This is a genomic window from uncultured Caulobacter sp. (assembly GCF_937900395.1).
In the GTDB taxonomy this organism is placed as follows: Bacteria; Pseudomonadota; Alphaproteobacteria; order Caulobacterales; family Caulobacteraceae; genus Caulobacter.
The window spans coordinates 1-12,566 of the sequence record NZ_CALCDX010000167.1 but is presented as its reverse complement, the minus strand read 5'-3'; the positions used below and the strand labels follow the sequence as shown (position 1 = coordinate 12,566).

The following is a 12,566-nucleotide window of genomic DNA, read 5'->3' as shown; positions in this document are numbered from 1 at the left end:
TGGGCGACAAGGCCGCCCACGCCTGCACCGAGGCGGTCGAGTCGGTGATCGAGAAGCACTATGCCGGCCAGATTGCGGAACTGAAGGACCGCGATCCCGAGCTGGCGGCCGAGCTCTCTCAGTTCCGTGACGACGAGCTGGCTCACCGCGACCTGGCCATCGAGGAAGGCGCCCGTGAAGCGCCCGGCTATCCGCTGCTCAGCGCGGTGATCCAGGCGGGCTGCCGCGCCGCCATCAAGATCAGCGAAAAGATCTAGGCCCAACGCTTGGCGCCGCGCGCGCCCACGCCTACCGATGCTTCCCAAATCTTCGCGTTGGGGAGTCGCCCGCCTTGTCCGTTCGTATCCGCGCCCTGGCCGCCTGCGCCGCCTCCGTGCTTGCTCTGTCAACCGCCGGCGGCGCGATCGCGGCCGAGCCGCTGAAGACGAGCTCCCTTTCCCTTGAGACGGGCGGCCAGATGCCGGCCGAGCAGCAGGCGCTGGGCTTCGATCACGCGGACCTGAAGTTCAAGATCCTGCCCGATAAGAAGGCCATCGAGGGCGAAGCGACCCTGACCTTCACGGCCAAGTCGCCGCTGGACAAGCTGGTCCTCGACTTCGACCGGGTGTTCGCGATCAGCAAGCTGACGATCGACGGCAAGACCCTGAAACCCTCAGCCTGGAGCAATCCCGAAGGTCGGATGACCATCAGCCTGGCCCGTACCCTCGCGGCGGGTAAGATGGTCAAGGTGGCGATCACCTATGCCGGCGTTCCGCTGGAGGCCAAAAGGGCGCCGTGGGACGGCGGCTTCGTATGGAGCAAGACCCCGACCGGCGAGCCGTGGATCGCTACGGCCGTGCAGGGCGACGGCTGCGACCTCTTCTGGCCCTGTATCGACTATCCGACCGGCGAGCCGAAACTGGTCGACCTGCACATCACCGTCCCCGCCCCGCTCGTCGCGCCCGCCAATGGCGTCTTCCTGGGCATGACCGAGAAGGACGGCTGGCGCACCTACAACTGGCGGGCCAAGAACCCGAACACCTACGCCATCGCCCTGGACGTCGGCCCCTACGAGGAGCTGACCGCGACCTACAAGAGCCGCTATGGCGACAGCTTCCCGATGTCGTTCTGGTATCTGAAGGGCCGCGCCGAGAAGGCCAAGGCGCTGTTCGCCGAGTTCACGCCGATGCTGGACTTCTACGAACAGATGATCGGCCCCTACCCGTTCCGCGACGAGAAGATGGGCGTGGTCGAAACCCCGCACCTGGGCATGGAGCACCAGACGATCAACGCCTATGGCAACGACTACCGCAAGGACGTCTACGGCTTCGACTGGCTGCTGCAGCACGAGTTCGCGCACGAATGGTTCGGCAACCAGCTGACTAACGCCGACAATGACGACATGTGGCTTCACGAGGGCTACGGCAGCTATATGCAGCCGCTATTCTCCCAATGGCTGCACGGCGACATGGAGTACATGGCGCGCCTGAACCAGATGCGCGTCGACACCAAGAACCGGTTCCCGATCGTCTCGGGCCGCGCCCTGAAGGAGGACGAAGTCTATAACGGTGATCGGGGCCCGGGGAACGACATCTACTACAAGGCCGCCAACGTCCTGCACACGCTGCGGGCGCTGGTCGGCGACGAGGCCTTCTTCAAGATCACCCGCATCGCGGTCTACGGCACGCCGGACCCTCGGCCTGGCAATTTCGCGCCGCGTTATCTGAGCACCAAGGACTTCATCAAGATCGTCAATCAGGTGACCGGCAAGGATTATGGTTGGTTCTTCGACGTCTATCTCTATGAAGCCCAGCAGCCCGAGTTGCTGGAGTCGCGCGAGGGCGATGACCTGCTGCTGACCTGGAAGACCCCGAAGGACAAGCCCTTCCCCATGCCGGTGGAGGTCAAGGTCGGAGACAAGGTCGTGACCGCGCCGATGACCGGCGGGACCGGCCGGATCACCGTCGGCGCCGCCACGCCGGTGATCGTCGACCCGGCGTCAAAAGTCCTTCACCGTCAACCTTATCTTGAAGCTTACCAAGCCTGGAAGAAGACCAAGGACGAGGCGGACCGGGCGGCCGCGGAGGCAAAGAAAAAAGCCGAATCCGGACAAAAGTAATCTTCAAGAGGACATTGCGCGAGGCGGGAAAGTCATATTTGGCTAACCGCGTTCGTTCACCAGTTGGCGTAATCTACACCTTAAGACGAGGACGCCATTTGGAGATCCTCGCATGTTCCTCAAGCCCCGCCATATCGTTCCCGTGGCCCGCGGCGCCCTTGTCGTGGGCGGCCTGGCCGTGGTGGCGTTGACCCTCGGTCCGTTCGCGGGCGCCGAGGAAATCCTCGGTCTGAGCGACAAGGTCGCTCACGCGCTCGCGTTTGGCGCTCTCCTGGCCGTTGCGTTCTTCGCCTTCCCGTTCCGTCGCCGACTAGACATGATGCTGATCGCGCTGGCGATCGGGGCCGTCGTCGAGATCGCCCAGACCTACGTCGCGCGCAGCAGCAGCCTGGCCGATTGGGTGGCCGACGCGATTGGCGTCTACGCCGTCTACGCGATCAGCATGATCGAACGCTGGCGCTGGATGATCCGTGAGCAAGGCTCGCTGACCTTCGCCGAGATCGCCGCCATGGACGCTCGTCGCGCCTCGCGTCGCGCCAAGGTCGTCTTCGAACCCCAGGAGGGCTCGGCCGAAGCCGCTAACTTCGCCGAGCGCGCCTCGCAACGGTTCCCGGCTCGCTAATCAGGTAATGCGCTTGACGCTGACCGGGTCGCTGCCTGGGAAGCTCTCTTCCAGACCCTCGTCCAGCAAGGCTTCCTGACGGTTTTCGGCCGTCTCGACCTTGGCGGCGAGCTGGTCATGCTTCTCACCCTCGCGGAGCGGTTCTTCCGCTTGGCGGGTGTGGGGAGCGTCGAACGACTTGTCCTCGGGCCGCACCTGGCCGTCAGGCGCCATGTCCGCAGTCGACGCGGCGGTGCCGTGGGTGAAGTGACGATCGTCGCCCTTTTGAGTATCGGGTCGGGTCATGGCTTATCTCCGATGGCTTGAGCCTCGGAGATAGAACCCTGCCGGCAAGGTTCCGGTTGCATCGGAACGCCGGCTGGACGCCTCAGGCTTCCAGCTCGATGTCCCAATACAGATAGTCCAGCCAACTGACGTGCAGCCTGCCCGGCGGGAAGCGTCGCCCCCGCTCCTGCAACTCGTGCATCGAGGGCCGGCGCGCGTGGTGATAGGGTTGCATCCCCGCCTCGCGCGGCGTTCGGCCGCCCTTGCTGAGATTGCAGGGCGCGCAGGCCGTGACGATGTTTTCCCAGGTGGTTCGCCCGCCCCGTGAGCGCGGGATGACGTGGTCGAACGTCAGGTCCTCGGTCGAGCCGCAGTACTGGCAGCTGAACGCGTCGCGCAGGAACAGGTTGAAGCGGGTGAAGGCCGGCGGGCGCTCTTGCGGGACGTACTGCTTCAGCGCCACGACGCTGGGCAGCTTCATCTCGAACGACGGCGAATGGACCACCTGGTCGTAGCTCGCCACGACATCGACCCGGTCCAGGAACACCGCCTTGATCACCTCCTGCCATGGCCAGAGGGATAGCGGATAGTAGCTGAGCGGCCGGAAGTCGGCGTTGAGCACAAGGGCCGGCATGCCCGACGGCGGGCGTGTGAGGACCTGCATCAGATCCTCCCTTCGAGGCGAACGGCTAGACGCCCAGGGCCTCGGCTGAGGGGGTACGCGACAGGACTGAAGACAGGCCTCCTTCCTACGCTAATTCAGGGAATCGCCATTCATTCCCGAACGCAGGGAAAGGATGAGCCAGATCGGCGACAGAACCAAGACATCTGTCGCCTTGCTTCAAAAAGGCGCGATTTCCCGTCGCTTCACCGCGCCGTAGCACGCCCAGAGGAGATGCGCGGCCACGCCGCGATAGGGCCGCCAGAGCTCGGCGCGCTGATAGGCCTGCTTCTCGTTCGGACGAACCTCGACCCGGTCCATCCAGCGCATCGCTTCCTGCAGGGCCACGTCGCCGCCGGGAAACATGTCCATCCGGCCTTGGGTGAACATCAGATAGACCTCGGCAGTCCAGCGGCCGATCCCGGTGATCGCCGTCAGCGCCGCGACCGCCTCGTCGTCGGAAAGCCCCGGCAGGGCGCCGAAGTCGCAGGTTCCGGCGACATGCGCCTCCGCGATGGCTCGCGCGTAACGCGCCTTGGGCCGCGACAGCCCGAGCGACAGCAGGTAGGCGTCCTCATGCGCCAGCACGGCTTCAGGCGTCATCTCTGGCAAGCCGGCCTCGACCCGCGCCCAGATGGCCGCCGCCGAGGCCAGGGAGACCTGCTGCTGCACGACCATCTTCAGCAGACCCGGAAAGCCGCCCAGGCCCACCCGCCAGTCGAAGGCCGGCGTCACCGCCTCGATCGCGGCCAAGGCCGGATCGGCGTCGGCTAGGACCTTGCGGGCTTCCAGGAGGGCGTCTGCGGCGGGCGGAACGAACATGGACCGCAGGTGAAGACCTTCCCGAGCAATGGCAACCCGGAACTTGCGGCCTATTCGATCGCGGTTATCTCGATTTCGCCGCCCGGCGCCGCAGCGGTTTCGCCGACCCCCTTGCCCAGCAGCGCCCGGGCGATCGGCGCGATGTAGGACACCGAGCCCTTGGCTGGATCGGCTTCGTCCTCGCCGACGATGCGGAAGGTCTGCACACGGCCGTCCTCGCGCTCGAAGGTCACGCGGTCGCCGAACTGGACGACGGTCTTGGTCGGATCGCGCTCAGTCAGCTGGGCGGTCGCGCGGCGCGCCGACCAGTAACGCAGGTCGCGGGTGGCCCGCGCCATGGCCGTGCGATCGCCATCGGCCGCGCCGCCGGCGCTCTGGGCTGCGGCGTAGGCCCCGCGCGCCGCTGCGAGCTCGGCCTCGATCTGGGCCAGCCCTTCCGGCGTGACGAGGTTGGGATGCGGAGAGATCGGGCGGTCGGGCAGATCGGCCGCGAAAGCCTCGCTGTCACCCTCTTTGGTGAAGGCGACGCTCATGGCCGCTCGGAAGTCTGGATCATCGGGAATTCGCCTGCGACGCGCGATGGGCGGCGTCGAAGGCCTAACGCGTCCTGGTCTGGTTAGCTCCCTATGCGGAGCGCATCAAGGCGGAGCGCCTTGCGGCCAGACGACGCGGCGGTGGCGGCCCTCGGGCCGCCCGCCGATCACGAACGGTTCGCTTACAGGACGATGCGAGCGACGGCGGCCGCCACGGCCAGGGCGATGACCAGGAAGTAGCCGCCCGCAAGGCGGTCGAAGGCGTTCTCAAAGGCGTTTACGTAACGAAGCATATCAGTAGCCCCTCATGCGTTTGCGTCCTGGCTCACGTGAGCGATCAGCGGGCGCTGCGGCCAAGCCAATCTGGACAGTGCTTAGATAGCGCAAATCTAAACGCCGTCAAGATGATCTTTACAGCGTTCGGATGAAATTTTAGAAAGCTATGGTTAGAGTGAGGCCGATGACCACCGCGACCGTCGAATCCCGCCCCTATCACCACGGCGATCTCAGCCGCGCGCTGGTCGACGCCGCGCGCAAGATCCTCGAGACCGACGGGCCTGCCGCCCTCTCGCTGAGAGCCGTGGCGCGAGAGGCCGGAGTCAGCCCGGCCGCGCCCTACCACCACTTCAAGGACAAGGCCGAGCTGCTGGAAGCCGTGGCGCACGAGGGCTGGGTCGAACTGGACCAGGCGCTTTCGAAGGCGCGGGCCCTGACCACCGACCCGGGCGAGCGGATGACCAATCTGGGCGTCGCCTATGTCTGCTTCGCCCGCGACAACCCCGCGATCTATCGCGTGATGTACGACTGCTCGCGCGACAAGGACGCCCTGCCCGATCAGTTGAAGGAAGGCGGCGCCTATTGCCAGGTGCGCGACACCCTGGCCGAGCAGTCCAAGAGCCCGCTGGCCGAGATCGACCTGGAGCTGGCCACCATCGCCGGCTGGTGCGCGGGCCACGGCCTGGCCGAGATGATCGGCTTCAAGCAGTTCGCGCACCTCAAGGAAATACTGGGCGGCGAAGAGGCCTTCCTGCGGGCGGTGTTCCAACACCTGGGCATGTTCGCGAAGTTCGCCGAAGACTGAGCGTGGCCTTCGTCACCCGGTTCGCCCCCTCTCCGACGGGCTATCTACATCGCGGCCACGCCTACGCCGCGCTAACCGCCTACAAGGCCGCGCAGAACGCGGGCGGTCGCTTCCTGCTGCGGATCGAGGACATCGACGTCACCCGGAGCCGTCCTGAATACGACGCGGCGATCCTGGAAGACCTGACTTGGCTAGGCCTGTCCTGGGAGGAGCCGGTTCGTCGGCAATCCGAGCACTTGGCCGACTATCACGCCGCCATCGAGGCGCTGCGCGCCCGCAGCCTCGTCTATCGCTGCTTCAAGACTCGCAAGGAGATCGACATCGGCCGCGCGCCGCACGAGCCCGCTGTCCCCTATGTCGGCGCGCCGCTGCCGCCGGACGAGGAGGCCGAGCGCCTGGACCGCGGCGAAGCTTTCGCCTGGCGGCTGTCCTTGGCGGCGGCGCGCGAGGCGCTGGGCGGCTTCGAAACCCTGACCTTCGTCGAGGAGGGCGCGGGCCCCAATGGGGAGACCGGCCTGATCCAAGCGCGCCCGGAGACAGCGGGCGACATTGTCTTAGCCCGCAAGGATGTCGGCGTCGCCTACCACCTGGCTGTCGTCTACGACGACGCCCTGCAAGGCGTCACCCACGTGATCCGAGGCTGCGACCTCTTCGAGGCGGCTCATATCCAGCGTCTGCTGCAGGCCCTGCTCGAGCTGCCGACGCCGACCTACCGCCACCACGGCCTGCTGGTCGGCCCCGACGGCAAGCGCTACGCCAAGCGCGACAAGGCCCAGACCTTGCGAGAACTGCGCGCGAGCGGCGTGACCGCCAAGGCCCTGCGGGAGGAGCTGGGCTTCTTCTGAGCCTCACCGACTCCAGTATCGGTAGCGATAGGCGGGCTCGAAGCCCTCGGCGGCGTAGAGGGCGATCGCCGGCGCGTTATCGGCCTCGACCTGCAGCCAGGCGCGTTCGACGCCCTGTCGGCGCGCCTCGGCCAGTAAGGTCAGCAGCACCCGTCGCGCCAGGCCCTTGCGACGATGAGCCGGAACCGTGCGCATGCCAAAGACGCCCGCAAAGCCGCCGCCTAGCGCCGCGACGCCGATCGCCGCCGGCGCGCCGTCGAGGTCCAGCCGAGCGAAGCAGGCGGGGGGCGGCATCCGGCCCAGGGCCTCGATCCGCTCACGACCATCCTCGGGATCGCCCGCCGAGGCGGTGAACACCGCCTCGAAGGTATCGTCCGGCAGGGGAGACAGGCGCACCAGGGGATCGCCCTCCCCGCCCATCGGGCCGACCATGACCACGGTGTCCTTGCCCTCGCGGTAGCCCCGCGCGGCGAGCTGGCCGGCTAAGTCCGCCGGCGCAAGAACACCGTCCGTCAGCTTAAAGCGCGGCGGCAGGCCCCGAACGGCGTACCAGGCCTCGACCGCGTCGATAGCCGCCTCGACATCGCGATCGGGCGCCGCCAACGGCCAGCAGGCGTTGATCCGCATGGAGTGGCCGGACGAGGCGTTCAGCCGCCAGCCGCCCAGCCTCTCCCGTTCGCGCGCCGGCCAAGCGTCGTCGGCCAGCGGTTCGAGAATGGCCGGATCGATCACTTCTCGGACAGGAGCTTCTCGACCAGCGCCCGGACCTCGGGCGCGGACCAGTCGGCGGGTCCCGCCAGCCGGGCGCGCTCTCGCCCCTGGCGATCATAGATCACCGTGGTGGGATAGCCCGCCGCGCGTGGCTCCAGGTCGAAGGACAGCTTATAGGACGGATCGCGATAGGTCTTCAGCGGCGGATTGGCGGCCATCTCGGCCTGGACGAGGTTCAGGTCGCTATCGCGGTCGACGCTGATCGGCAGGACGGTGAGCGGCTGGGTCGCGTAGGCGGCCTGCAGCTTGGCCAGGGTCGGCATCTCGGCCTTGCAGGGCGCGCACCAGGTGGCCCACAGGTTCATGACTACGACGCGGCCCTTGAAGTCGGCCAGGGTCGCCGGCTTGCCATCCAGGCTGGTGAACACCGTCGCCGGCGCAGCACGAGGGCTGGCGGGCACGTCCAGCTTTGCAAGCGTCCCCTTCTTGAATTCTGTGAGGTCGGCGGGACCATGGGGTTTGAACGAAGCAGCGACGATGACGTATAGAACCGCCGCCACGCCCAAGAGGAGGACGCCCGCAAGCGCCAGCCTCAAGGGATTGCGCTTCGCAGCGCCCGGCTCGTTCTGACCCGACTGGACTTCGCTCATATGACCGACCACGCCTCCGATACGCCCCAGCCCGCCAAGGGCCAGGGCCAAGCCATGTGGGGCGGTCGCTTCTCGGCCAAGCCCGCCGAACTGATGCAGGCGATCAACGTCTCCATCGGCTTCGACAAGCGCCTGTGGGCGCAGGACCTGGCAGGCTCGCGCGCCCACGCCCGGATGTTGATCAGCCAAGGTGTGATTGCAAGCGCCGACGGCGAGGAAATTCTGAAAGGCCTCGACGCCATCGAGGGCGAGATCGCCGCGGGCGCCTTCCCGTTCCGCGACGAGTACGAAGACATCCACATGAACATCGAGGCGCGGCTGCGCGAGCTGATCGGCCCGACGGCCGGCCGGCTGCACACCGCCCGCTCGCGCAACGACCAGGTGGCCGTCGACTTCCGCCTGTGGGTCCGCGACGCCTGCGATCGCTCGGTCGGTCAGCTCGAAGCCCTGCAGAAGGCCCTAATCGCCCAGGCCGAGGCCTATGCCGATGCTCTGATGCCCGGCTTCACCCACCTGCAGCCCGCCCAGCCCGTCACCTTCGGCCACCACCTGATGGCCTATGTCGAGATGTTCGGCCGCGACGCCAGCCGTTTCCGCGACGCCCGCGCCCGCATGAACGAGTGCCCGCTGGGCGCGGCCGCCCTGGCCGGCTCGCCCTTCCCGATCGACCGCCACCAGACGGCCGCGGCGCTGGGCTTCGACCGCCCGACCGCCAATTCGCTGGACAGCGTCTCCTCGCGCGACTTTGCCTTGGAAGCCCTGTCGGCCGCCTCGATCACCGCCACGCACCTGTCGCGCCTGGCCGAGGAGATCGTGCTGTGGACGACGCCGATGTTCGGCTTCATCAAGCTGACCGACGCCTTCACGACCGGCAGCTCGATCATGCCGCAGAAGAAGAACCCCGACGCGGCCGAACTGATCCGCGCCAAGGTCGGGCGGATCCTGGGCTCGCTGACCACCCTGACCGTGGTGATGAAGGGCCTGCCGCTGGCCTATTCGAAGGACATGCAGGAGGACAAGGTCCCGACCTTCGAGGCCTTCGACGCTCTGGAACTGGCACTGTTGGCCATGGCCGGCATGGTGTCCGACCTGACGCCGAACACCGAAAACATGGCCAAGGCGGCCGGCGCCGGCTTCTCGACCGCCACGGATCTGGCCGATTGGCTGGTGCGGACGCTGAACATGCCTTTCCGCGACGCACACCACGTGACAGGGTCGGCGGTGAAGACCGCCGAAGGCCTTGGCGTCGATCTGGCCGATCTTACCTTGGAGCAGTTCCAGGCGATCGAGCCTCGGATCACCCAGGACGTCTACGCGGTCCTGACCCCGGCCGCCTCGGCGGCCAGCCGCATGAGCTATGGTGGGACCGCCCCCGCCCAGGTCCGCGCCCAGATCGCGCGTTGGAAGGAAGTTCTGGCATGACCGTGCGCCGCACCCTGACCGTTCTGACCCTGGCGGCCCTGGCCGCGACGGCCGCCGCCTGCGGCAAGCAGGGCGCGCTCGAACGTCCCGCGCCCCTGTGGGATCCGGCCAAGAAGGCCGCCTGGGAGGCCGAGCGCCGCGCCGCCTCGGCTCAGGCGAACCAGCCGGCCCGCGCCGGCGGCACGCAGGAGGTCCGCGATCCGGCCTCCAGCAACCGCACCATCCGCGCCGCACCCCTGCCCGGCACCAAGGATCCGTTCGGCGGTCCGTCCGCGGCCGGCTTCCCCGGCGCCACGCCCAACTAGGACCTCGCGTTGAACCACTTCGAATACGGCCCCGAGGGCCTGGCCTGCGAGGGCGTTCCCCTGGCCAAGATCGCGGCCGAGGTCGGCACGCCGGTCTACGTCTACTCCCGCGCCACGCTGGAGCGGCACTTCACGGTTTTTCGCGACGCCTTGGCCTTGGCGGGCGTTGTCGATCCGCTGATCGCCTACGCGGTGAAGGCCAATTCCAACGTCGCGGTGCTCAAGGTGCTCGGCGACCTCGGCGCCGGCGCCGACACCGTCTCGGAAGGCGAGATCCGGCGCGCCCTGGCGGCTGGCATCCCGGGTGAGCGGATCGTCTTCTCGGGCGTCGGCAAGACCCGCCGCGAGATCGCCTTCGCGCTGTCCGTCGGCGTCGCCGAGATCAATGTCGAGTCCGAGCCAGAACTGGACCTGATCGCCCAGGTCGCCGCCGATATGGGCGTGAAGGCCAAGGTCGCCTTCCGCGTCAATCCGGACGTCGCGGCCGGCGGTCACGCCAAGATCGCCACCGGCAAGTCCGAGAATAAGTTCGGCGTCTCGTTCGCCGAGGCCGCGCGCCTCTACGCCAACGCCAGCAACAACTCCAGCCTCGAGCCGGTCGGCGTCGCCTGCCACATCGGCAGCCAGATCACAGACCTCGAACCCATGCGCGCCGCTTTCACCAAGATGCGGGGCCTGGTCGAGCAACTGCTGGGCGAAGGCCTGTCGGTCGAGCGGCTGGACCTGGGCGGCGGCCTGGGCGTGCCCTACTTCAACAGCCCCGAACCGCCCTCGCCCGCCGAATTCGCCGCGATGGTCGGCGAGGTCACTCAGGGCCTGCCCGTGACCCTGGCCTTTGAGCCCGGACGCGTGATCGCCGCCAACGCCGGCGTGCTCGTCAGCGAGGTGGTGCACGTCCACGAGCGTCCGGAAGGTCGCAAGTTCCTGGTCATCGACGCGGCCATGAACGATCTGATCCGGCCGGCCATGTACGACGCCTTCCACGACATCCGCCCGGTGATCCGGCGTGGCGGCGAGACGGTCTATGATGTGGTCGGGCCGGTCTGCGAGACCGGCGACACCTTCACACGCGACCGCGCCCTGCCGCCGTTCACGACGGGCGACCTGATCGCCTTCATGTCGGCCGGCGCTTATGGCGCGGCCATGGCCAGCGAGTACAATACTCGCCCCCTGGTCCCCGAGGTTCTGGTGGACGGCGACCGCTACGCCGTCATCCGCAAACGCCCGACCTACGACGAAATCCTGGCCCGAGATGTGGTCCCAGAATGGGTTTAGGTAGTCGTACGGACAGAAAGTCCGCTTCATCGTCACTCTAGATTAACCGCAATCACCGATTTTCAACCCGGTTTGGGGCGTGGAGTGTCTTCGGTGAGCAGCTTCATAGAGTTCGACAGTATCGAAGCTCAACGCAAGGTGGGCGGACATCTGGTGCTCGCCTGCATTGCCGCGCTGGTGCTGATCACGCCCGCCGCCAGCCTGTTCGCCGGCGGCAAATCCACCCTGGCCCTGGCTGGCGGCTCGGTGCTGCTCGCCGCGATCGGTTGCGGCGGCTGGGCCATCTGGCGCGACAACGCCGCTCAACGGATTTCGACCGCCGTGACCCTGATGGGTCAGGTCAGCCTGTTCGTCGCGGCCTTCGCGGGCCACCCGCTCCAGCACGAAGCCCGGATGGCCTATCTGGCCGCCCTGGCCCTGATGGTGGCCTATGGCGACTGGCGCGCGGTGGCCGTGGCCGCCGGCACGATCATCGGCATCGAGATCGCCGGCGCCCTGTTCGCGCCTAATCTGCTGATGGTCGGCGACGTCACGCCCCTGCGCGTCGCCTTCAGCGCTGGCGTCACCCTGGCCACCGCCTGGTCGCTGATCTGGCTGACCGCCAGCGTCTCGCGCCTGTTCGTCACCGTCACCGCCCGCACCGACAAGGCTCTGGACGCGGCCGCCCGCGCCGACGCCGCCAACGCCGACGCCGAGGCCCAGCGCGCCGCCCGCGACGCCGCCAACGCCGAGCAAGCCCGCCAGAAGGCCGCCTTGGAGGCCGAGCAGACCCAGGTCGTCGAAGAACTGGCCGAAGCCCTCGCTCACCTGTCGCGCGGCGACCTCACCTGGCGCCTGACCAAGACCTTCGCCGCCCGCTACGAACCTCTGCGCGCCGACTTCAACGAGGCGCTCAGCCGTCTGCAGGCCGCCATGCGCGAGATCGCCGGCAACGCCGCCAGCATGACCGCCGGCGTCGCCGACATGTCGCGCGCCTCGGACGAACTGGCCCGCCGCACCGAGCATCAGGCCGCGAGCCTGGTGCAGACCACCGCGGCGCTCGGCGAGATTACCGTCGCCGTCCAGAACACCGCCGAAAGCGCCAACCAGGCCAACGCCGCCGCCGCCGCCGCCCGCCAGGAGGCCGAGCGCTCGGACCCGGTGGTCAGCGAGGCCGTCGAGGCCATGACCCAGATCGAGACCTCGTCGGGCCAAATCGGCAAGATCATCGGCGTAATCGACGAGATCGCCTTCCAGACCAACCTGCTCGCGCTGAACGCGGGCGTGGAGGCCGCGCG

At 67.7% G+C, this 12,566-nt stretch carries 16 protein-coding genes; 9 read left to right on the top strand and 7 right to left on the bottom strand.

Annotated elements, in window-relative coordinates:
• The 3 genes from Q0379_RS14875 to Q0379_RS14865 all read left to right on the top strand — a co-directional run.
• On the top strand, positions 1–257 hold a 257-nt coding region (locus tag Q0379_RS14875), incomplete at its 5' end, for a demethoxyubiquinone hydroxylase family protein (protein WP_299010336.1).
• 74 nt (positions 258–331) lie between these two features.
• Positions 332–2,098, top strand: a complete 1,767-nt coding sequence (locus Q0379_RS14870) for a M1 family metallopeptidase (RefSeq protein ID WP_299010333.1) — start codon at positions 332–334, stop codon at positions 2,096–2,098.
• Between the two features lie 112 nt (positions 2,099–2,210).
• Entirely contained in the window at positions 2,211–2,720 is a 510-nt protein-coding gene (locus Q0379_RS14865) for a VanZ family protein (protein WP_299010331.1), read from the top strand.
• Here Q0379_RS14865 and Q0379_RS14860 read toward each other — a convergent pair whose 3' ends face one another.
• The 5 genes from Q0379_RS14860 to Q0379_RS14840 all read right to left on the bottom strand — a co-directional run bounded on the left by Q0379_RS14860 (position 2,721) and on the right by Q0379_RS14840 (position 5,293).
• A complete protein-coding gene (locus tag Q0379_RS14860; protein WP_299010329.1) occupies positions 2,721–3,005 on the bottom strand; it encodes a hypothetical protein in 285 nt (94 codons plus the stop codon).
• An 82-nt stretch (positions 3,006–3,087) separates the two neighbouring features.
• Positions 3,088–3,651 (bottom strand): HNH endonuclease, encoded by a 564-nt coding sequence (locus tag Q0379_RS14855; RefSeq protein ID WP_299010339.1) that lies wholly within the window; start codon positions 3,649–3,651, stop codon positions 3,088–3,090.
• Positions 3,652–3,825: 174 nt separating this feature from the next.
• The gene (locus Q0379_RS14850) at positions 3,826–4,467 is read right to left on the bottom strand and encodes a DNA-3-methyladenine glycosylase 2 family protein (protein ID WP_299010327.1); all 642 of its coding nucleotides are present in this window, start codon (positions 4,465–4,467) and stop codon (positions 3,826–3,828) included.
• Positions 4,468–4,517: 50 nt separating this feature from the next.
• Positions 4,518–5,000 carry a transcription elongation factor GreA gene (greA, locus tag Q0379_RS14845; RefSeq protein ID WP_299010325.1) on the bottom strand — a complete coding sequence of 161 codons (483 nt, stop codon included), beginning with the start codon at positions 4,998–5,000 and terminating at the stop codon, positions 4,518–4,520.
• 182 nt (positions 5,001–5,182) lie between these two features.
• Positions 5,183–5,293, bottom strand: a complete 111-nt coding sequence (locus Q0379_RS14840) for a hypothetical protein (protein WP_299010323.1) — start codon at positions 5,291–5,293, stop codon at positions 5,183–5,185.
• A 167-nt stretch (positions 5,294–5,460) separates the two neighbouring features.
• Here Q0379_RS14840 and Q0379_RS14835 point away from each other — a divergent pair, with 167 nt between their 5' ends.
• Both Q0379_RS14835 and gluQRS read left to right on the top strand, forming a co-directional pair.
• Positions 5,461–6,081 (top strand): TetR/AcrR family transcriptional regulator, encoded by a 621-nt coding sequence (locus Q0379_RS14835; RefSeq protein WP_299010321.1) that lies wholly within the window; start codon positions 5,461–5,463, stop codon positions 6,079–6,081.
• Between the two features lie 2 nt (positions 6,082–6,083).
• Complete coding sequence (gene gluQRS, locus Q0379_RS14830) at positions 6,084–6,926, top strand: tRNA glutamyl-Q(34) synthetase GluQRS (protein WP_299010318.1); 843 nt, start codon at positions 6,084–6,086, stop codon at positions 6,924–6,926.
• A gap of 3 nt (positions 6,927–6,929) precedes the next feature.
• Here the strand turns inward: gluQRS and Q0379_RS14825 are convergent, their stop codons facing one another.
• The gene (locus tag Q0379_RS14825) at positions 6,930–7,658 is read right to left on the bottom strand and encodes a GNAT family N-acetyltransferase (protein WP_299010315.1); all 729 of its coding nucleotides are present in this window, start codon (positions 7,656–7,658) and stop codon (positions 6,930–6,932) included.
• The gene (locus Q0379_RS14820) at positions 7,655–8,287 is read right to left on the bottom strand and encodes a TlpA disulfide reductase family protein (protein ID WP_299010312.1); all 633 of its coding nucleotides are present in this window, start codon (positions 8,285–8,287) and stop codon (positions 7,655–7,657) included. Before Q0379_RS14820 ends, Q0379_RS14825 begins: the two co-directional genes overlap by 4 nt.
• On the opposite strand from Q0379_RS14820, the gene argH reads away from it, so the two are divergent.
• From argH to Q0379_RS14800, 4 genes are all read left to right on the top strand, one after another.
• Entirely contained in the window at positions 8,288–9,709 is a 1,422-nt protein-coding gene (argH, locus tag Q0379_RS14815; protein WP_299010309.1) for an argininosuccinate lyase, read from the top strand.
• Positions 9,688–10,014: a hypothetical protein gene (locus Q0379_RS14810; protein ID WP_299010306.1), complete on the top strand. Its 327-nt coding sequence runs from the start codon at positions 9,688–9,690 to the stop codon at positions 10,012–10,014. Before argH ends, Q0379_RS14810 begins: the two co-directional genes overlap by 22 nt.
• A gap of 9 nt (positions 10,015–10,023) precedes the next feature.
• Entirely contained in the window at positions 10,024–11,289 is a 1,266-nt protein-coding gene (gene lysA, locus Q0379_RS14805) for a diaminopimelate decarboxylase (RefSeq protein WP_299010304.1), read from the top strand.
• 93 nt (positions 11,290–11,382) lie between these two features.
• A partial coding sequence (locus tag Q0379_RS14800) for a methyl-accepting chemotaxis protein (RefSeq protein ID WP_299010302.1) occupies positions 11,383–12,566 on the top strand: 1,184 nt, incomplete at its 3' end.